General features: G+C 58.6%; 21 protein-coding genes. 20 read left to right on the top strand and 1 reads right to left on the bottom strand.

Translation table 11 applies throughout. From position 1 onward, the window contains the following. Nucleotides 1-21 precede the first annotated feature (21 nt). The 5 genes from FAY22_RS18765 to FAY22_RS18785 all read left to right on the top strand — a co-directional run bounded on the left by FAY22_RS18765 (nucleotide 22) and on the right by FAY22_RS18785 (nucleotide 4,846). A complete protein-coding gene (locus FAY22_RS18765) occupies nucleotides 22-792 on the top strand; it encodes an ABC transporter ATP-binding protein (protein ID WP_146333532.1) in 771 nt (256 codons plus the stop codon). Continuing rightward, nucleotides 792-1,502 (top strand): ABC transporter ATP-binding protein, encoded by a 711-nt coding sequence (locus tag FAY22_RS18770; RefSeq protein ID WP_146332022.1) that lies wholly within the window; start codon nucleotides 792-794, stop codon nucleotides 1,500-1,502. The genes FAY22_RS18765 and FAY22_RS18770 overlap by 1 nt, the downstream gene beginning before the upstream one ends. Before the next feature lie 41 nt (nucleotides 1,503-1,543). Beyond that, on the top strand, nucleotides 1,544-2,752 hold the full coding sequence (locus FAY22_RS18775; RefSeq protein WP_146332024.1) for an ABC transporter substrate-binding protein: 1,209 nt from the start codon (nucleotides 1,544-1,546) through the stop codon (nucleotides 2,750-2,752). Between the two features lie 203 nt (nucleotides 2,753-2,955). After that, nucleotides 2,956-3,840 carry a branched-chain amino acid ABC transporter permease gene (locus FAY22_RS18780; protein ID WP_146332026.1) on the top strand — a complete coding sequence of 295 codons (885 nt, stop codon included), beginning with the start codon at nucleotides 2,956-2,958 and terminating at the stop codon, nucleotides 3,838-3,840. A 28-nt stretch (nucleotides 3,841-3,868) separates the two neighbouring features. Next, nucleotides 3,869-4,846 carry a branched-chain amino acid ABC transporter permease gene (locus FAY22_RS18785; protein WP_146332028.1) on the top strand — a complete coding sequence of 326 codons (978 nt, stop codon included), beginning with the start codon at nucleotides 3,869-3,871 and terminating at the stop codon, nucleotides 4,844-4,846. Between the two features lie 69 nt (nucleotides 4,847-4,915). Here the strand turns inward: FAY22_RS18785 and FAY22_RS18790 are convergent, their stop codons facing one another. After that, nucleotides 4,916-6,082 carry an iron-containing alcohol dehydrogenase gene (locus tag FAY22_RS18790; RefSeq protein ID WP_146333533.1) on the bottom strand — a complete coding sequence of 389 codons (1,167 nt, stop codon included), beginning with the start codon at nucleotides 6,080-6,082 and terminating at the stop codon, nucleotides 4,916-4,918. 304 nt (nucleotides 6,083-6,386) lie between these two features. Between FAY22_RS18790 and FAY22_RS18795 the strand changes: the two genes are divergently transcribed. From FAY22_RS18795 to FAY22_RS18865, 15 genes are all read left to right on the top strand, one after another. Next, nucleotides 6,387-7,118 carry a hypothetical protein gene (locus FAY22_RS18795; RefSeq protein WP_146332030.1) on the top strand — a complete coding sequence of 244 codons (732 nt, stop codon included), beginning with the start codon at nucleotides 6,387-6,389 and terminating at the stop codon, nucleotides 7,116-7,118. 212 nt (nucleotides 7,119-7,330) lie between these two features. Next, the gene (gene mnmG, locus FAY22_RS18800) at nucleotides 7,331-9,244 is read left to right on the top strand and encodes a tRNA uridine-5-carboxymethylaminomethyl(34) synthesis enzyme MnmG (protein ID WP_146333534.1); all 1,914 of its coding nucleotides are present in this window, start codon (nucleotides 7,331-7,333) and stop codon (nucleotides 9,242-9,244) included. A 1-nt stretch (nucleotide 9,245) separates the two neighbouring features. Then, nucleotides 9,246-9,899: a 16S rRNA (guanine(527)-N(7))-methyltransferase RsmG gene (rsmG, locus tag FAY22_RS18805; protein WP_146332032.1), complete on the top strand. Its 654-nt coding sequence runs from the start codon at nucleotides 9,246-9,248 to the stop codon at nucleotides 9,897-9,899. Beyond that, complete coding sequence (leuE, locus tag FAY22_RS18810) at nucleotides 9,896-10,528, top strand: leucine efflux protein LeuE (protein WP_146332034.1); 633 nt, start codon at nucleotides 9,896-9,898, stop codon at nucleotides 10,526-10,528. The genes rsmG and leuE overlap by 4 nt, the downstream gene beginning before the upstream one ends. A gap of 6 nt (nucleotides 10,529-10,534) precedes the next feature. Further along, entirely contained in the window at nucleotides 10,535-11,305 is a 771-nt protein-coding gene (locus FAY22_RS18815; protein ID WP_146332037.1) for a ParA family protein, read from the top strand. Between the two features lie 12 nt (nucleotides 11,306-11,317). Then, a complete protein-coding gene (locus FAY22_RS18820) occupies nucleotides 11,318-12,202 on the top strand; it encodes a ParB/RepB/Spo0J family partition protein (RefSeq protein ID WP_146332039.1) in 885 nt (294 codons plus the stop codon). A gap of 330 nt (nucleotides 12,203-12,532) precedes the next feature. Further along, nucleotides 12,533-12,871, top strand: a complete 339-nt coding sequence (locus FAY22_RS18825; RefSeq protein ID WP_146332041.1) for an ATP synthase subunit I — start codon at nucleotides 12,533-12,535, stop codon at nucleotides 12,869-12,871. Between the two features lies 1 nt (nucleotide 12,872). Further along, nucleotides 12,873-13,712: a F0F1 ATP synthase subunit A gene (gene atpB, locus FAY22_RS18830; RefSeq protein WP_146332043.1), complete on the top strand. Its 840-nt coding sequence runs from the start codon at nucleotides 12,873-12,875 to the stop codon at nucleotides 13,710-13,712. A gap of 70 nt (nucleotides 13,713-13,782) precedes the next feature. Continuing rightward, complete coding sequence (atpE, locus tag FAY22_RS18835; RefSeq protein WP_040040588.1) at nucleotides 13,783-14,028, top strand: F0F1 ATP synthase subunit C; 246 nt, start codon at nucleotides 13,783-13,785, stop codon at nucleotides 14,026-14,028. 73 nt (nucleotides 14,029-14,101) lie between these two features. Further along, nucleotides 14,102-14,572 carry a F0F1 ATP synthase subunit B gene (locus tag FAY22_RS18840; protein WP_146332045.1) on the top strand — a complete coding sequence of 157 codons (471 nt, stop codon included), beginning with the start codon at nucleotides 14,102-14,104 and terminating at the stop codon, nucleotides 14,570-14,572. 2 nt (nucleotides 14,573-14,574) lie between these two features. Continuing rightward, nucleotides 14,575-15,108: a F0F1 ATP synthase subunit delta gene (locus FAY22_RS18845; RefSeq protein WP_146332047.1), complete on the top strand. Its 534-nt coding sequence runs from the start codon at nucleotides 14,575-14,577 to the stop codon at nucleotides 15,106-15,108. 46 nt (nucleotides 15,109-15,154) lie between these two features. Next, nucleotides 15,155-16,690: a F0F1 ATP synthase subunit alpha gene (gene atpA, locus FAY22_RS18850; protein ID WP_146332049.1), complete on the top strand. Its 1,536-nt coding sequence runs from the start codon at nucleotides 15,155-15,157 to the stop codon at nucleotides 16,688-16,690. A gap of 25 nt (nucleotides 16,691-16,715) precedes the next feature. Beyond that, entirely contained in the window at nucleotides 16,716-17,585 is an 870-nt protein-coding gene (gene atpG / locus FAY22_RS18855; protein ID WP_146332051.1) for a F0F1 ATP synthase subunit gamma, read from the top strand. A 33-nt stretch (nucleotides 17,586-17,618) separates the two neighbouring features. Beyond that, the gene (atpD, locus tag FAY22_RS18860; protein ID WP_146332052.1) at nucleotides 17,619-19,019 is read left to right on the top strand and encodes a F0F1 ATP synthase subunit beta; all 1,401 of its coding nucleotides are present in this window, start codon (nucleotides 17,619-17,621) and stop codon (nucleotides 19,017-19,019) included. A gap of 77 nt (nucleotides 19,020-19,096) precedes the next feature. Next, nucleotides 19,097-19,519: a F0F1 ATP synthase subunit epsilon gene (locus FAY22_RS18865; RefSeq protein ID WP_146332053.1), complete on the top strand. Its 423-nt coding sequence runs from the start codon at nucleotides 19,097-19,099 to the stop codon at nucleotides 19,517-19,519. Nucleotides 19,520-19,579: the final 60 nt, after the last annotated feature.

The raw sequence follows: 19,579 nt of genomic DNA on the forward strand, positions 1-19,579 counted from the left end.
AGCAGGCAACAGGGAGAACCGATGTCGGATGCGGTGTTGGAGACGAGGCAGTTGACCAAGGAGTTCAAGGGATTCACCGCGGTCAACAATGTGAATTTACGTGTACAGCGTGGCCATATCCACGCATTGATCGGCCCGAATGGCGCCGGCAAGACGACTTGTTTCAATTTGCTCACCAAGTTCCTGGTGCCGACTTCGGGCCAGATCCTGTTCAACGGCCGTGACATCACGGCCGCCAGGCCCTCGCAGATCGCGCGCCAGGGCATCATCCGTTCGTTTCAGATTTCCGCCGTCTTCCCGCATCTGTCGGTGCTGGAAAACGTGCGTATCGGCCTGCAGCGCCCGCTGGGCAATTCCTTTCATTTCTGGAAGAGCGAAAAGACGCTGGCGTCGCTCAATGAGCGCGCCATGGCGCTGCTGGCGCAAGTCGATCTCGACAAGTTCGCCGACACGATCACGGTCGACCTGCCGTACGGCCGCAAGCGCGCGCTGGAAATCGCTACCACCCTGGCGATGGAACCGGAACTGATGCTGCTGGACGAACCGACGCAAGGCATGGGCCACGAAGACGTGAGCCGCGTCACCGAATTGATCAAGAAAGTTTCTGTCGGAAGAACCATCCTGATGGTCGAACACAATATGAGCGTGATTTCCGGGATCAGCGATCGCATCTCGGTACTGCAGCGCGGCGCGCTGCTGGCCGAAGGCAGCTACGAAGAAGTGTCGAAGAACCCTCAGGTGATGGAAGCCTACATGGGCACCACCGGCGGCGCGCTGGAAGGAGCGCACTGATGGCGGCGCCGGCGCTGTCCATCTCCGGACTGCAGGCATGGTACGGCGAATCGCACATCCTGCATGACGTGAACCTGTCGGTCGAACCGGGCGAGGTCGTCACGCTCCTGGGCCGTAACGGCGCGGGCCGCACCACCACGCTGCGCTCCATCATGGGCCTGGTTGGCGCGCGCCGCGGCTCGATCAAGATCAACGGCAAAGAAGCGATCGGCCTGCCGACCTACAAGATCGCGCATCTCGGCGTGGGCTACTGTCCGGAAGAGCGCGGCATCTTTTCGTCGCTGTCGGCCGAGGAAAACCTGATGCTGCCGCCGTTCGTGTCGAAGACGGACCGCGGCATGTCGGTCGACGAAATCTACGAGATGTTCCCCAACCTGCGGGAACGCAAGAACAGCCAGGGCACGCGCCTGTCGGGCGGTGAACAGCAGATGCTGGCGGTGGCCCGCATCCTGCGCACCGGTGCGCGCTTGCTGCTGCTCGACGAAATCTCGGAAGGCCTGGCGCCGGTGATCGTGCAGGCGCTGGCACGCATGATCACAACCCTGAAGGCGAAGGGCTATACCATCGTGATGGTGGAACAGAACTTCCGCTTCGCCGCGCCGCTGGCGGACCGTTTTTATGTAATGGAGCACGGTCAGATCGTCGAGACCTTCGCTGCCTCCGAACTGGATACCAAAATGCCCGTGCTGCATTCGCTGCTCGGGGTATAAGAAAGACCGCTCAGGTCGGCTGTTCAACTAAGGAGATCGTGATGAAATTAAAAGCAATTGCACTTGCAGTTTCTGCCGCTGCGGCGTTTGGTTTTTCCGGTGCCGCGTCGGCGCAGGTCTCGGGCGACGTGATCAAGATCGGCTTCATCACCGACATGTCGGGCCTGTATGCCGATATCGACGGCCCCGGCGGCGTCGAGGCGATCAAGATGGCGATCGCCGATGCGGGTGGCGCGATCAACGGCAAGAAGATTGAGTTCATCTATGCCGATCACCAGAACAAGGCCGACATCGCCGCCTCGAAGGCGCGCGAATGGTTCGACCAGCAGGGCGTGGACGTGCTCATCGCCGGCACCAATTCCGCCACCAGCCTGTCGATGGCCAAGATCGCGGCGGAAAAGAAGAAGCCGTTCATCGCCATCGGCGCCGGCACCTCGCGCCTGACCAACGAGGAGTGCAGCCCGTACACCGTGCACTATGCCTATGACACCGTGGCGCTGGCCAAGGGCACCGGCTCGGCCGTTGTCAAGCAGGGAGGCAAGACCTGGTTCTTCCTGACCGCCGACTATGCTTTCGGTGCCTCGCTCGAGAACGACACCGCTAACGTGGTCAAGGCCAACGGCGGCAAGGTGCTCGGCAGCGTCAAGCATCCGCTGTCGGCTTCCGACTTCTCGTCCTTCCTGCTGCAGGCCCAGTCCTCCAAGGCGCAGATCCTGGGCTTGGCCAATGCCGGCGGCGACACCATCAACGCGATCAAGGCCGCCAACGAGTTTGGCATCACCAAGACGATGAAGATGGCCGGCCTGCTGATGTTCATCAACGACGTGCACTCGCTGGGGCTGAACCTGACCCAGGGCATGTACCTGACCGACGGCTGGTACTGGGACCAGAATGAGGATACCCGCGCCTGGTCGAAGAAATATTTCTCGAAGATGAAGAAGGAGCCGTCGATGCTGCAGGCGGCCGACTACTCGGCGGCCACGCAATACCTGAACGCGGTGAAGGCAACCGGCAGCGACGACGCCGACAAGGTGATGGCGCACCTGAAGAAGACCAAGATCAGCGACATGTTCACCAAGAATGGCGTGGTCCGCCCGGACGGCCGCATGGTGCACGACATGTACCTGATGGAAGTGAAGAAGCCCTCGGAATCGAAGTACCCATGGGATTACTACAAGGTGGTGCAGACCATCCCGGGCGAGCAGGCCTTCACGACCAAGGCGGAATCGAAGTGCTCGCTGTGGAAGTAAGCTGATCGCAACTGCACCGCCATTGCGCGCAGGTTTGTCTGTCAGCCTGTAACGTGCCTGGTTTCCCTCCTTCGGCGGGAGGAGGGAACAGGGGAGTGAGCTCGCAACGATGCCGCAGCAGATTGCGACGCTCGCTTCTCATTTGCGCCTTCTCCCGGCAGGCGAAGGCGCAATTCCGCTAATACGCTTTCCTATATTCGCTCATGGAACTATTCGGCATCCCCCTGCAAGCCCTGTTAAGCCAGCTGCTGCTCGGCCTGGTCAACGGTTCGTTCTACGCGATGCTGTCGCTCGGCCTCGCGGTGATCTTCGGCCTGCTCAACGTGATCAACTTCGCGCACGGCGCGCTGTACATGATGGGCGCGTTCCTCGCCTGGATGGGGATGAACTATTTCGAAGTCAATTACTGGGTCATGCTCATCGCCGCGCCGCTGCTGGTCGGCCTGTTCGGCATCGTCATCGAAAAGACCATGCTGCGCTGGCTGTACCAGCTCGACCACCTGTACGGCCTGCTGCTGACGTTTGGCATCACGCTCATGGTCGAGGGCCTGTTCCGCTCGTTCTATGGCGTGTCCGGCCAGCCGTATTCGGTGCCCGACGCCTTGGCCGGCGCATTCAACCTCGGCTTCATGATCCTGCCGAAATACCGTGCCTGGGTGGTGGTGGCTTCCCTGGCGGTGTGTCTGGCGACCTGGTTCGTGATAGAGAAGACCAAGCTGGGTGCCTATCTGCGTGCCGGCACCGAGAACCCGAAGCTGGTGGAAGCCTTCGGCATCAATGTGCCGCTGATGGTCACGCTGACCTATGGCTTTGGCGTGGCGCTGGCAGCCTTTGCCGGCGTGCTGGCCGCGCCGGTGATCCAGGTATCGCCGCTGATGGGCAGCAACCTGATCATCGTGGTGTTCGCGGTAGTGGTGATCGGCGGCATGGGTTCCATTCTCGGCTCGATCATCACCGGCCTCGCCCTGGGCGTGATCGAAGGCTTTACCCGCGTGTTTTATCCGGAACTGTCCGCCACCGTGGTGTTCATCATCATGGCCATCGTGCTGATGATCCGGCCGGCCGGACTGTTCGGCAAAGAGAAGTAATCCAGAAGTCACTCGAAACGGTTCAACCATGAACAAGAAAATCGGTTACGCAATCGCCTTCATCGCCGCCCTGGGTTTGCCCTTCGTGATGTACCCGGTGTTCCTGATGAAGGTGCTGTGCTTCGCGCTGTTCGCCTGCGCCTTCAACCTGCTGCTCGGTTTTACCGGGTTGCTGTCGTTCGGCCATGCGGCCTTCTTTGGCGGCGCCGGTTATGCTGCAGGCTATGTGCTGCGCGACCTGGGCTTGCCGTTCGAGCTGGGCCTTCTTCTGGGCACGGCGGCCGGGGCGGCCATCGGCCTGATCATGGGCTTGCTGGCGATCCGCCGCCAGGGTATCTATTTCGCGATGATCACGCTGGCGTTGGCGCAGATGCTGTATTTCGTGTGCCTGCAGGCGCCGTTTACCGGCGGCGAGGATGGCTTGCAGGGCGTGCCGCGCGGCCGCCTGCTGGGCATGGTCGATCTGTCCAACGATCTCGTGCTGTACTACGTGGTGCTGGCGATCTGCATCGCCGGCTTTGCGCTGATCATGCGTACGGTGCACTCGCCGTTCGGCCAGGTGCTCAAGGCAGTCAAGGAAAACGAGCCGCGCGCCATTTCCCTGGGCTATGACGTCGACAAGTACAAGCTGCTGGCGTTCGTGCTGTCGGCCACGCTGGCCGGCTTGGCCGGGGCCACCAAGACAGTCGTGCTCGGCTTCGAGACGCTCACCGACGTGCACTGGACCATGTCGGGCCTGGTGATCCTGATGACGCTCGTTGGCGGCATGGGCACCCTGGTCGGGCCAATCGTGGGCGCGGTGATCATCATCGCACTGGAAAACAAGCTGGGCGAGCTGGGCAACTGGCTGGCCACGCTCACCAGCGTCGAATGGTTCCGTTCGATCGGCGACTCGGTCACCATCGTCACCGGTTTTATCTTCATCGTCTGCGTGCTGCTGTTCCGCCGCGGGATCGTGGGCGAGATCGGCGCGCTGTTCAAGCGTCCGCGCGCGGGCGCGCATTAATGGCAGGCATAGGGTAGGGCGTGCCTCGGCACACCCTACCCGTTCTCATCGTTCGCGGCCAAATCCGCTTTACAGCGCCGCTGCATAGATCGCACGCGCATCCGCGCGCGTCACTTCCCTCGGATTGTTGGTCAACAGTCGCGTCTGCAACATCGCGTCGTCCGCCAGGCGATCGAGATCGGCCTCAGCAATGCCGACCTCACGCAACCGGGTTTCAATGCCGGTTTTCCTGGCGATCGTATCCATCCTGTCGATCAAGGCCTGGGTGCGCGCTTCGGCGCTGCCACTGATTCCCGGTGCGACGATTTCAGCCAGCTCCGCGTAGAGATTGGAAGCATGCGGCGCGTTAAAACGCAGTACGTGCGGCAATACAAGCGAATTGGACAAGCCGTGCGGCACATGGAATATGCCGCCGATCGGATAGGCGAGGGCATGCACGGCGGCGCATGGCGCATTGGCGAATGATTGTCCGGCGAGCATTGCGCCCAGCAGCATGGCTTGGCGCGCGGCCAGATTCCTGCCATCTTCGCAGGCAGTGATAATATTACTTGAAAGCAATGAAATTGCCTGGCACGCCAGCATGTCAGACAAGGGATTCTTTTTGTGCTTGGTCGTGTACGCCTCGATGGCATGTACCATGGCGTCGATGCCGGTGGCGGCGGTGACCTTGGGTGGCAAGCCGACCGTCAATTCTGCATCGAGGATCGCGAGGTCGGCATACAACTGCGGCGACACAACCCCCATCTTGGTCGTGGCGCCGGTCGTGACGATGGCGATGGGGGTGACCTCGGAGCCGGTTCCGGCAGTCGTTGGCACTTGCACCAGTGGAAGGCGGGAGCCTTTGACATTGCCGATGCCATACATGGTTTTCAATTCCTGCTCGCTGCCCGCCAATACGGCGATCAGCTTGGCAACGTCCATCGAACTGCCGCCGCCGATGCCGATGACGATATCGGTTTCATTCTTTTTAGCTTCAGTAACGGCATGCTGCACCACTGTTTCCGGTGGGTCGGCGACAACGTCGGAATAGATGGCGACTGCCAAGCCGGCGGCGCGCAGGCTGGAAATCGGTGCTTCGATCAAGCCGGTTTTCAAAAAGCCGGCATCGGTGACGATCAGGGCGCGGCGTACATCTGGAAACTGTTGGGAAACGAGCGCACCGATGTTTTTTATTGCGCCGGTTTCACTCACGAGATGAGGGACGGTACTGAATGCAAATGCTCTGAACGCTGCCATGCTGGTCATGATGTCTCCTGAGAGTTGGTTTTTTATTGTAGCAAGCCGAAGATCGATGTGCCCGCGGCTCATCGGCATCGCCTTCGCTCCCTTGAAAATGGGAGATGGCGATTATTGCGCGCATAGAGAAAGTGACGGGCAGACAGCACTGTGGTGGATTTGGTATAGCGGGCAAATGCGCGCACGGATAGGATTATTATTTTCTAGGTGTAATATCCTCGCCCTGTTCGATGGCGCTTCCGAAGCAGTAAGTGTAAGTGCAGCGGATGTTTCACGTGAAACATTACGTATAACTGGAGTAACAATGTTTGAGCCGACCGTGATTTTTCAGCGCACTCAAGCTGGGCGCGACGAGATTTATGAAAAGCAGCGTCGTCTGACACAGAGCGAGCGGCTCGTGCTGATTATGGTCGATGGAACGACGTCTTATCAGGGAGTGCGCAACAAGCTGCCAGTACTGACCGAAGAACGCTTCCAGAGGGCACTAACCACCTTGCATAAAAAGGAGTTGATTCTGGAAGTGTTCCTTCCCATCGAAGGACAGCAACCGGAAGAAATGGAGCAAACGGTCATAGACCGTTTCATTCAACAGGAATCTACCGATCCGCTGACGATCATTTCCTTCGATCCCGAAGAGGATTTCGGCATCTTCGGCCCGGCCATTTCTGCCACCAACATGCCGCAGCAGCAGGGCGCACAGCGGCTGGTTTGGTTACCTGGAGCTGCGCAGGAACCGGCTTTTGTGGGGGCACCGGCCGGGACTATTTCTCCTGTGACCACGACCGGCATCATGGACGAGGCGTTGATCGAGCAAGCCGACGCGCTAGGAGCCGAGGTGAGGGCGCAACGCCCGCAATACGCGAACCCGATTGAACACATGCGCGACTTTGACAAGCCGCGCCGTGCATCGGCGAGTCGCCAACAGGCAGTTGCCGCAACTCCGGGAAAACGAGAAAAACTACACTGGGGTTATTGGATGATCGGCATCGGCTTCGCCTTTATTATTGGTTTCCTGCTTGCCCGTTTCACTAATTAACATAAAAAACTTTCATCCAGGGTGTGCGCCGCATCCTAATGTCGTTAATACTGTTTCACGTGAAACAAAAACGCTCACCGAAATAGCAGGCGGCGCAGGCGATACAAGAAAAAGCCTTATAATCTCGCCTCCAGGCATGCAAACTGCCAGTCCAAATCCCGGAGCGCGCCATGTATGGCACATCCCGCACTCCAGTCTCGCCGAGGCGAACTATGTTTTTTCCTACAGAATTTGACGTCATTGTTGTCGGCGGCGGCCATGCTGGCACCGAGGCTGCGCTAGCTTCTGCCCGCATGGGACAGAAAACCTTGTTACTCACCCATAACATCGAAACACTGGGACAAATGTCCTGCAATCCCTCGATTGGTGGCATCGGCAAGGGCCACTTGGTCAAGGAAGTCGATGCGCTTGGGGGCGCCATGGCGATCGCGACCGATGAAGCCGGAATCCAGTTCCGCATCCTGAATTCGTCCAAGGGACCTGCCGTGCGCGCCACCCGCGCCCAGGCCGACCGCATCCTGTACAAGAAGGCGATTCGCGGGCGGCTGGAAAACCAGCCCAATCTATGGTTGTTTCAGCAAGCCGTTGACGACTTGATGGTCGAAGGCGATCGCGTGGTCGGCGCTGTTACTCAAGTCGGCATTCGTTTTCGCAGCCGAGCAGTGGTCCTTACGGCAGGGACCTTTCTTGATGGAAAAATCCACGTCGGCCTCAACAACTACTCGGCTGGACGTGCCGGCGATCCGCCGGCGATTTCCCTGTCTGCGCGCTTAAAGGAATTGAAGCTGCCGCAAGGGCGCCTGAAGACTGGCACGCCACCGCGCATCGACGGCCGCACGATCGACTTTTCCGTTCTGGAAGAACAGCCGGGCGACCTCGATCCAATCCCGGTGTTTTCCGTGATGGGGTCCGTCGATCTGCATCCTCGGCAATTGCCATGCTGGGTCACCCACACCAACGAGCGCACGCATGACATTATCCGCAACGGCCTGGACCGCAGCCCAATGTACACCGGCGTCATCGAGGGTGTCGGCCCACGCTATTGCCCGTCGATTGAAGACAAGATCCATCGATTTGCCGACAAGAATGCGCACCAAATATTCCTGGAACCGGAAGGCCTGACCACGAACGAGTTTTATCCAAACGGGATTTCGACCAGCCTGCCGTTCGATGTGCAACTCGACTTGGTGCACTCGATGCGCGGCTTGGAAAATGCCCATATTCTGCGGCCTGGCTATGCCATCGAATACGATTACTTCGACCCGCGCGGCTTGAAGTCCTCTCTGGAAACCAAGGCTATTCAGGGATTGTTTTTTGCCGGCCAGATCAATGGCACCACCGGCTATGAAGAAGCGGCGGCGCAAGGCTTGCTCGCCGGTCTCAACGCTGCACTCTACACGCAGGGGCGCGAAGCGTGGACGCCGCGCCGCGACGAAGCCTATCTCGGCGTGCTGGTCGATGACTTGATCACGAAAGGCGTGCAAGAGCCGTACCGCATGTTTACCAGCCGCGCCGAATACCGGTTAAGCCTGCGGGAAGATAATGCCGATATGCGCCTGACCGAAATCGGGCGGCAGCTCGGATGTATTGGGGATGCCCAATGGGCCATGTTCGAACGGAAACGCGATGCCGTGGCGCGTGAACTGGAGCGCCTCAAATCCACCTGGGTCAATCCCCGTCTAGTGGAAGAATCGGAAGCCGAACGTGTGTTGGGAAAGGCTATCGAGCGCGAGTATGCGCTCACTGATTTGCTGCGCCGCCCGAATGTGAGTTACGACAACCTGATGACGCTGAAAGGGGTGAACGGCCAGGAACTGGCGGGGCCCGGCGTATCCGACGAAGCGGTCAAGGAGCAAGTCGAAATCCAGGTCAAGTACGCAGGCTATATCGACCGTCAGGCGCGCGAAGTCGAGCGTCACGATTATTACGAAAATCTCAAATTGCCTGCCAGCTTGGACTACATGGAAGTACGCGGACTCTCGATTGAAGTACGGCAAAAGCTGAATAAACACCGGCCAGAAACACTGGGGCAAGCTTCCCGCATTTCCGGTGTAACACCTGCGGCGATTTCCTTGCTGCTGGTCCACTTGAAAAAGGGTGGTTTCAAGGAATTTGCGGCGGCTTGATATGCGCGAATTTGACCGAAACAAGTTGCAACAGGTGTTGCACGTCGGAGTACAGGCACTGCATCTGTCGCTTAGCGACACGCAGCTGTCGCAGCTGCTCGATTATCTCGCATTGCTGGCGAAGTGGAACAGTGTGTACAACCTGACCGCCGTACGTGACCCGATGCAAATGGTGACGCAACACCTGCTCGATTCGCTCGCAGTGTTGCCTGCCTTCGCCCATGCGCACAACATCCTTGATGTGGGGGCTGGTGGCGGCTTGCCCGGTATTGTCCTGGCCATCGCACGTCCCGACATGCGCGTTTCGCTGATCGACACCGTGCACAAGAAAACCGCCTTTCTCACTCAAGTCAAAGCAGAGCTGCACCTGGCCAATGTTCAGGTGTATACCGGTCGCGTCGAACAATTGCAGGTGCCACAAAAGTTCGATGTGATCACGTCGCGCGCATTCGCCGATCTGTCCGACTTCGTCAGCTGGTCCGGTCACTTGTTGCAGGAACAGGGATGTTTCATCGCCATGAAAGGTATCGCGCCAGACGCGGAAATCGCACGCCTGCCTGCTCCGTGGCAAGTGGTTAAGGTAAGTGCATTACAGGTGCCGGACCTGCATGCGGAACGGCATCTTGTCTTCATTCAACGGAGGGAGCCACAATGATCGACATGTTTCACGCCCTTGGCATCACTGACGTACGGCAATTAATTATTGCCACCATGGTGTTTCTCATGCTGCCCGGGCCCGGGACGTTTTGCGTGCTGACATCCACCGGCAAGCATGGTGTGCGCGGCGGTTTTGTTTCGCTGGCTGGACTGATGCTGGGCGATGTCGTCCTGATGTTTCTCGCTGCAATCGGTGTGGCGGCCCTGTTGCAGGCGAACCCGTTATTGTTCAAAGGTATGCAGTACCTCGGTGCCGCTTATCTGGCTTACCTCGGCATCCGACTGATGATCGCGAAACCGGAGCAGGGTGGCGGAGCCGTACCATTTTCGAATGCCGCTGATTTTCGCCGCGGATTTCTCGTTACCTTGATTAACCCGAAAGCGATTGTGTTTTATATGGCTTTCTTTCCATTGTTTATCGATCCTGCCACCCATCAAGGCAGTGCGACTTTCATCGCAATGGGAATCGTGATTTCCAGCTGCACCTTGTTTTACGGCAGCCTATTAGTACTTATTGGCAATGTTGCTGCGCGCAAGCTTGCGCGCAATCGGCGTATTGCCGCATATGCATCGAAAGCGGCTGGCGTGTTTCTGATCGGCTTTGGCATCAAACTCACTACCAATTAAAACCCCATGGCAAAAATCTTCTGCGTCGCCAACCAGAAAGGCGGCGTCGGCAAAACCACCACTGCCGTCAATCTCGCCGCCGGCTTGGCCCAACTCGATCAGCGCGTATTGCTGATCGATCTCGACCCTCAAGGCAACGCGACCATGGGTGCCGGCATCAACAAGTCCGAACTCGACGCATCGGTTTATGAAGTGCTGCTGGGATTGTCCGATATCAAGACTGCGCGCAAGACTGACGGCAACGGCGGCTTTCACGTGTTACCCGCCAACCGTGAACTGGCAGGCGCGGAAGTGGAAATGGTGGAACTCGAGAACCGGGAAAAGCGCTTGAAAGATGCTGTTGCCGCAGTCGATGCCGAGTACGATTTTGTGCTGATCGATTGCCCGCCCGCGCTGTCGATGCTCACGCTCAACGGCTTGTGCGCCGCGCACGGCGTGATCATCCCGATGCAGTGCGAGTATTACGCACTGGAAGGCTTGTCCGACCTAGTCAACACCATCAAGAAAGTGCACGCGAAGCTCAATACCGACCTGAAGATCATCGGCTTGCTGCGCGTAATGTTTGATCCGCGCATGACCCTGTCGCAGCAAGTGTCGGCACAGCTGGAACAGCATTTCGGCGACAAGGTTTTTAAGACCATTATCCCGCGCAACGTGCGCCTGGCCGAAGCCCCGTCCTACGGCATGCCCGGCGTGTCCTTCGATCCCTCGTCCAAGGGCGCGCAAGCCTATATCGCGTTCGGTGCCGAGATGGTTCAGCGCATCAAATCCATGTAACTGAAGAAGCTTATGGCTACCAAAAAATCCAAGGGACTCGGGCGCGGGCTCGATGCATTGCTCGGCGGCTCCTCCGACTTCGAGGAAGCGGTTCCCAATGTGCAGGGCGCGCCTGCGACCCTCCATGTAGCGCAACTGCAGGCCGGCAAGTACCAGCCGCGCACGCGCATGGATGAGGGCGCGTTGAACGAGTTGGCCGCCTCGATCAAGGCGCAGGGCTTGATGCAGCCGATCCTGGTGCGCCCGATTGCACACAACGGCACCGACAAGTACGAAATCATTGCCGGCGAGCGCCGCTTTCGCGCCGCCCAGATCGCCGGCCTGACCGATGTCCCGGTGCTGGTCAAGGATGTCGACGACCAAGCCGCCGCCGCCATGGCGCTGATCGAAAACATCCAGCGCGAAGACTTGAACCCGCTGGAAGAGGCGCAAGGCATCCAGCGCCTGATCACCGATTTCAGTTTCACTCATGAGCAGGCCGCCGGCGCGGTCGGCCGCTCGCGCAGCGCCGTGTCCAACCTGCTGCGCCTGTTGAATCTAGCCAAGCCGGTGCAAACCATGCTGATGGCCGGCGACATCGACATGGGCCATGCGCGCGCCTTGCTGGCGGTCGATGCCGCGACCCAGATCACGCTGGCAAACCAGGTCGTCGCCAAGCGCATGTCCGTGCGCGATGCCGAAAAGCTGGTGGCGAAGGCATCCGACGAAGCGACGGCCAAACCGCGCAATGGCAAGGAAAAGTCGCGCGACATTGCCCGCCTGGAAGAAGAGTTGTCCGATGCGCTAGCCACCCAAGTCGCCATCAAGCTCGGCGCGAAGAACAAGGGCCAGCTCGTCATCGATTTCGCGAACCTCGATGCACTGGACGGACTGATCGCAAAGCTGCGAGGCGAGTAGGGCCATTGCGGCAGGGCGAGTAACAGAGCGGGTTGTTGCCCGCTCTTTTTTCATGTCTATAGAAAAGTATTACCTCGAGCGTCATTGGGGTGCGGCGCATGCCTTGCTAACCTAGATAACGATGTGGACAGGTACGACGGAAGCATGCACTACCGTAGTTTTACGGTAGGGGACTGCTCAAATTTCGTCGCGGCAAAGGTTTGACGCTCACTGTGGAAAACACTTATAATCCCGTGGTTTCACAAAAATGCACCACCAGGAAACACCGCGGCCCGTAGCGAGAGTCTGAATAGAACAAAGGCTCCCCGGATTGCACGATTTTGGACCCTTATGCTGCGCATCGTCCTGCTGCAATTTGCGACTACGGTCATCGCCGGACTGATTGCCGGCATGCTTGGCGGAGTGCATGCGCTGATATCCGCGCTTCTCGGTGGGCTGTGCTGTGTAGTGCCGAACGGCTTGTTTGCCTTGCGACTGTTTACGAACGCGCAAAAGCCGGGCGCTGTCAATCCGATGACTTTTTTCATCGGCGAGTTTATTAAGATTGCATTGACCATTGCGCTGCTGGGCGCGGTGGTCTGGCTGTACCGCGATTTGAACTGGCTGGCGCTGATCGCCGCCTTCATCGTGGCGCTGAAGAGTTACATCATCTTATTATTTAGGCACTGACATGGCAAACGAACTGGCTGAAGCAGCGGGCCACGCTGCAGAACACGCCCCCACCGCGTCCGAATATATCGTCCACCACCTCGGACATCTCTCCACCCATCATCAAGAAAAGATCGTCGATTTTTCAATCATCAACATGGACACCGTGTTCTGGTCCATCGCGATGGGCGTGGTCGGCTGCCTGTTGATGTGGCTGGCCGCACGCAAGGCAACGTCCGGCGTGCCAAGCCGCTTCCAGGCGTTCGTCGAAATGGTCGTGGAAATGGTCGAAGACCAGTCCAAGTCGATCATCCACGGCGACCGCACCTTCATCGCTCCGCTCGCGCTGACCGTATTCGTCTGGGTCGCGCTGATGAACTCGCTCGACTTCCTGCCGGTGGACCTGTTCTCCGGCATCTTCCGCCTGCTTGGCATCGAAACCCACCATCGCGTGGTGCCGACCGCCGACCTGAATGGCACGCTCGGCATGTCGCTCGGTGTGCTGGCCGTGGTGATCTACTACAACCTCAAGATCAAGGGCGTCGGCGGCTGGCTGCATGAGTGGCTTGCGGCACCGTTCGGCATCTACATGGCGCCGTTCAACGTGCTGCTGAACCTGATCGAATACCTGGCACGCACCGTTTCCCTCGGCATGCGACTTTTCGGCAACATGTACGCCGGCGAACTGCTGTTCCTGCTGATCGCATTGCTGGGCTCGATGGCCACCGCCTTCGGCTTCATCGGCCAGGTGATTGCCGGCTCCGCATGGGCGATCTTCCACATTCTGATCGTGTTCCTGCAAGCCTTCATCTTCATGATGCTGACGCTCGTGTATATCGGCCAGGCCCACGAAGCCCACTAAAGAATCGAAAGATAGTAGCTGTAATTTTTTAGTTTTTTATTTTTAACCTTAACCTTCTGAAGGAAATCAAATGACTGACATCTCTTTTGTTGCTCTGGCTTGCGGCTTGATCATCGGCCTGGGTGCTATCGGTGCTTGTATCGGTATCGCTCTGATGGGTGGTAAGTACCTGGAAGCCTCCGCACGTCAGCCGGAATTGATGAATACCCTGCAGACCAAGATGTTCCTGCTGGCCGGTCTGATCGACGCGGCGTTCCTGATCGGTGTTGGTATCGCAATGCTGTTCGCATTCGCAAATCCGTTCATCGCGAAGTAATACGGCTTATAGCTGATTTCCATCCGCCGAACCCTCCTGGTTCGGCGCTCGTTATTCTGAGAAGGAAAACACCGTGAACCTGAATGCAACCTTGTTTGCGCAGTTCGTGGTCTTCTTCGTCCTCGCGTGGTTCACGATGAAATTCGTGTGGCCGCCGCTGATGAAAGCGCTCGACGAACGTGCTGAGAAGATCGCGAATGGTTTGGCCGCCGCCGACCGTGCCAAGACAGAGATGGCTGCCGCCGAAAAGCGCGCGCAGGCTGAACTGACTTCCGCCCGCGACGAAGGCCAGAAGCGTATCGGCGACGCTGAAAAGCGCGCTGCAGCAATTATCGAAGAAGCCAAGAAGACTGCATCTGACGAAGCCGCGCGCATCCTCGCCGCTGCCAAAGCAGACGCAGAACAGCAAGTGATTCGTGCACGTGACGAACTGCGCGCGCAGGTCGCGACCCTCGCGGTCAAAGGCGCCGAGCAGATTCTGAAACGTGAGGTAAATGCAGCGGCGCACGCCGATCTGCTGAACCAACTGAAGACTGAGCTGTAATCATGGCCGAACTCGCAACGATTGCTCGTCCTTACGCAGAAGCACTGTTCCGTGTAGCCCAATCCGGCGATCTCGCCGCCTGGTCCGACCTCGTGTCGGAGATGGCCGCCGTTGCCGCTCTCCCTGACGTCAAGTCATTCGCCAGCAATCCGAAAATCCCGGATCAGCAGGTTGTCGAAACGTTCCTGTCGCTGTTGAAGTCCAAGGTTTCCCCCGAAGCGAAAAACTTCGTCGGGATGCTGGTCGAAAACGGCCGTCTGACGCTGTTGCCGGAAATCGGCGCGCAATTCCACGCATTGAAGAATGCGGCGCAAGGTGCAGCCGATGCGGAAATCACGAGCGCGTTCGAGTTGACCGGCGCTCAGGTGAACGACCTGGTGGCGACGCTGGAGAAGAAATTTGGCCGCAAGCTCAATCCGTCCGTGAAAGTGGATAGTTCGCTGATCGGTGGCGTACGCGTGGCAGTAGGCGACGAAGTGCTGGATACCTCGGTACGCGCCAAGCTGCAGCAAATGTACACCGCCCTGGCGTCGTGAGCCTGTCACGCTAGCGTAAGCAGAGAAACAAATTTTAGGAGTTATTATGCAACTCAACCCGTCTGAAATCAGCGAACTGATCAAGAGCCGGATTCAAGGCCTTGGCGAAGGCGCTGAGATTCGCAATCAAGGCACGGTCATTTCCGTGACCGACGGTATCTGCCGCATCCACGGTCTGTCCGACGCGATGCAAGGCGAGATGCTGGAATTCCCGGGCAACACCTTCGGCCTCGCACTGAACCTCGAGCGCGACTCCGTCGGCGCCGTTATCCTGGGTGAATACGAGCACATTTCCGAAGGCGACACCGTCAAGTGCACCGGCCGCGTGCTGGAAGTGCCGGTCGGCCCCGAACTGCGTGGCCGTGTGGTCAACGCCCTGGGCCAGCCGATCGACGGCAAAGGTCCGGTCAACGCCAAGCTGACCGACGTGATCGAAAAAGTGGCACCGGGCGTTATCGCGCGTCAGTCCGTGTCGCAACCGATGCAAACCGGCCTGAAGGCAATCGACTCGATGGTGCCGATCGGCCGCGGCCAGCGCGAGCTGATCATCGGCGACCGCCAAACCGGTAAGTCCGCCGTTGCGGTTGATGCGATCATCAACCAAAAGGGCCAGAACATGACGTGTATCTACGTCGCGATCGGCCAAAAGGCATCGACCGTCAAGAACATCGTGCGCGCGCTGGAACAGCACGGTGCGATGGAATACACGATCGTGGTTGCCGCCAACGCTTCCGAATCCGCCGCAATGCAATACATCGCCGCGTACTCCGGTTGCACCATGGGCGAATACTTCCGCGACCGCGGCGAAGATGCGCTGATCATTTATGACGATCTGTCCAAGCAAGCTGTGGCATACCGTCAGGTTTCGCTGCTGCTGCGCCGTCCGCCGGGCCGTGAAGCGTATCCGGGCGACGTGTTCTACCTGCACTCCCGTCTCTTGGAGCGCGCTGCTCGCGTGAACCCCGACTACGTCGAGAAGTTCACCAACGGCGCCGTCAAGGGCCAGACCGGTTCGCTGACCGCGCTGCCGATCATCGAAACGCAAGCCGGCGACGTATCCGCATTCGTTCCGACCAACGTGATTTCGATTACCGACGGCCAGATCTTCCTGGAGACCTCGCTGTTCAACGCCGGTATCCGTCCCGCGATTAACGCCGGTATTTCGGTGTCGCGCGTCGGCGGTGCTGCACAGACCAAGGTCATCAAGAATCTGTCCGGTGGTATCCGTACCGACTTGGCGCAGTACCGTGAACTGGCCGCGTTTGCGCAGTTCGCTTCCGACCTCGACGAAGCGACCCGCAAGCAGCTCGACCGTGGCGCACGCGTGACCGAACTCTTGAAGCAGACCCAGTACTCGCCGCTGCCGATTTCGCTGATGGGCGTATCGCTGTTCGCGGTGAACAAGGGTTACTTCGACGATATCGACGTGAAGCGCGTGCTGGCATTCGAAGCCGGCCTGCATAACTTCATGAAGACCAGCCACGCTGCTCTGCTGAAGAAGATTGAAGACACCAAGCAACTCGATAAAGACGGCGAAGCAGAACTCGCCGCCGCGATTGCCGCCTTCAAGAAAACCTTCTGATCACCGGGCTAAGGAGTAATTACTCATGGCTGCAGGCAAAGAGATACGCGGCAAGATCAAGAGCGTAGAAAGTACGAAGAAGATCACCAAGGCGATGGAAATGGTCGCCGCATCCAAAATGCGCAAGGCGCAGGACCGGATGCGTTCGGCCCGCCCGTACAGTGACAAGATTCGTAACATCGCCGCTCACTTGTCGCAAGCCAATCCAGAGTACACGCATCCGTTCCTGGTTCAGCAAAACGAAGCAAAGACGGTGGGTATCATCGTCGTCACGACCGACAAGGGTCTGTGCGGCGGCATGAACACCAACGTGCTGCGGATGGTGACCAACAAGGTGCGTGAACTCGAAGGTCAAGGCATCAAGACCGAAGCAGTCGCGATCGGCAACAAGGGTCTCGGTTTCCTCAATCGCATCGGCGCCAAGGTCGTGGCCCAGGCTGTCCAGCTCGGCGATACGCCGCATCTGGACAAGCTGATTGGCCCGGTCAAGGTCCTGCTCGATGCGTACGTGGAAGGCAAACTGGACGCGGTCTACCTGTTCTACACCAAGTTCATCAACACGATGAAGCAAGAGTCGCGGATGGATCAACTCCTGCCTCTGGCGTCCGAAAAGATGGAAGCGGACAAGACGTCACTGGCATGGGACTACATCTACGAGCCGGATGCGCAAAGTGTGATCGATGAACTCCTGGTGCGTTATGTCGAGGCGCTGATTTACCAGTCCGTCGCGGAAAACATGGCGTCCGAGCAATCGGCGCGCATGGTCGCGATGAAGGCAGCGTCCGACAACGCAGGTAACGTGATCGGCGAGCTGAAACTGGTCTATAACAAGACCCGTCAGGCCGCGATTACCAAGGAACTGTCCGAGATCGTCGCCGGTGCGGCAGCGGTTTAACTAAAAGAATTAACTTATATTGAAGGAACGAAAATGGCTGATGGCAAAATCGTTCAGTGTATCGGCGCCGTGGTGGACGTAGAGTTCCCGCGTAACGCGATGCCCAAGGTGTACGACGCCTTGAAAATGGAAGGCTCCGAGCTGACCCTGGAAGTGCAGCAGCAGCTGGGTGACGGCGTGGTCCGTACCATTGCGCTGGGCTCTTCCGAAGGTCTGCGCCGCGGCATGATGATCAAGAACACCGGCGCGCCGATCTCGGTGCCGGTTGGTCCGGCAACCCTGGGCCGCATCATGGACGTGCTGGGCAACCCGATCGACGAGCGTGGTCCGGTCAATGCAGCAACGACCGCATCGATCCACCGCAAGGCTCCGCAATACGACGAGCTGTCCCCGTCGCAAGAGTTGCTGGAAACCGGCATCAAGGTTATTGACCTGGTGTGCCCGTTCGCCAAGGGTGGTAAGGTCGGTCTGTTCGGCGGTGCAGGTGTGGGCAAGACCGTGAACATGATGGAACTGATCAACAACATCGCGAAGGCGCACTCCGGTCTGTCCGTGTTCGCCGGCGTGGGTGAGCGTACCCGTGAAGGTAACGACTTCTACCATGAAATGGCGGACTCGAAGGTTGTGGACCTCGAGAACCTGGGCAACTCCAAGGTCGCGATGGTGTATGGCCAGATGAACGAGCCGCCGGGCAACCGTTTGCGCGTGGCGCTGACCGGTCTGACCATTGCGGAATCGTTCCGTGATGAAGGCAAGGACGTTCTGTTCTTCGTCGACAATATCTACCGTTACACGCTGGCCGGTACCGAAGTGTCCGCGCTGTTGGGCCGTATGCCTTCCGCGGTGGGTTACCAGCCGACGCTGGCCGAAGAAATGGGCCGTCTGCAAGAGCGTATTACCTCGACCAAGACCGGTTCGATCACCTCGATCCAGGCAGTGTACGTGCCAGCCGACGACTTGACCGACCCGTCCCCGGCGACGACCTTCGCGCACTTGGACTCGACCGTGGTTCTGTCGCGTGACATCGCAGCTCTCGGTATTTATCCGGCGGTTGACCCGCTGGACTCGACCTCGCGTCAGCTCGACCCGAACGTGGTCGGCGCCGAGCACTACGAGACCGCACGCGCCGTTCAGGGCACGCTGCAGCGCTACAAGGAACTGCGCGACATTATCGCGATTCTGGGCATGGACGAACTGGCACCGGAAGACAAGCTGGTGGTGGCGCGCGCTCGTAAGATGCAGCGTTTCCTGTCGCAGCCGTTCCACGTTGCTGAAGTGTTTACCGGCTCGCCCGGTAAGTACGTTTCGCTGAAGGATACGATCAAGGGTTTCAAGATGATCGCCTCCGGCGAACTCGATCACCTGCCGGAACAAGCGTTCTACATGGTCGGCACGATCGAAGAAGCAATCGAAAAAGCCAAGAAGATCCAGTAATGCCGGTTAGCTCCTCTTCCTAGCGGAGGGGAGCAATTAAGCGGTCTGGTCTTCAGACGAACAACAAAGGTTCTAACATGGCACACACTATTCACGTAGACGTCGTCTCCGCCGAAGAAGAAATCTTCGCCGGCGAAGCCGAGTTCGTCGCGTTGCCGGGTGAAGCGGGCGAGCTGGGTATCTATCCCCAGCACACGCCGCTGATCACGCGCATTCGGCCGGGTGCGGTGCGCATCAAGGTGCCGGGCCAGGCGGAAGATGAGTTTGTCTTCGTCGCCGGCGGCATTCTCGAAGTGCAACCGAACGGCGTCACCGTGCTGGCCGATACCGCGATCCGCGGTCACGACCTGGACGAGGCAAAGGCGACCGAAGCGAAGAAATTGGCGGAAGAAACGTTGTCGAACAAGGACTCGAAAATCGATTATGCGAAAGCGCAGGCTGAATTGGCCGCCGCGATCGCACAATTGGCAGCGATCGAGAAATTGCGCAAGAAACGCTGATGATGCAGGCAGTACAATGAAAGGCAGCTTCGGCTGCCTTTTTTTGTTTTGGCGCCTACT

It is taken from the genome of Noviherbaspirillum sp. UKPF54, from assembly GCF_007874125.1.
GTDB lineage: Bacteria > Pseudomonadota > Gammaproteobacteria > Burkholderiales > Burkholderiaceae_D > Noviherbaspirillum.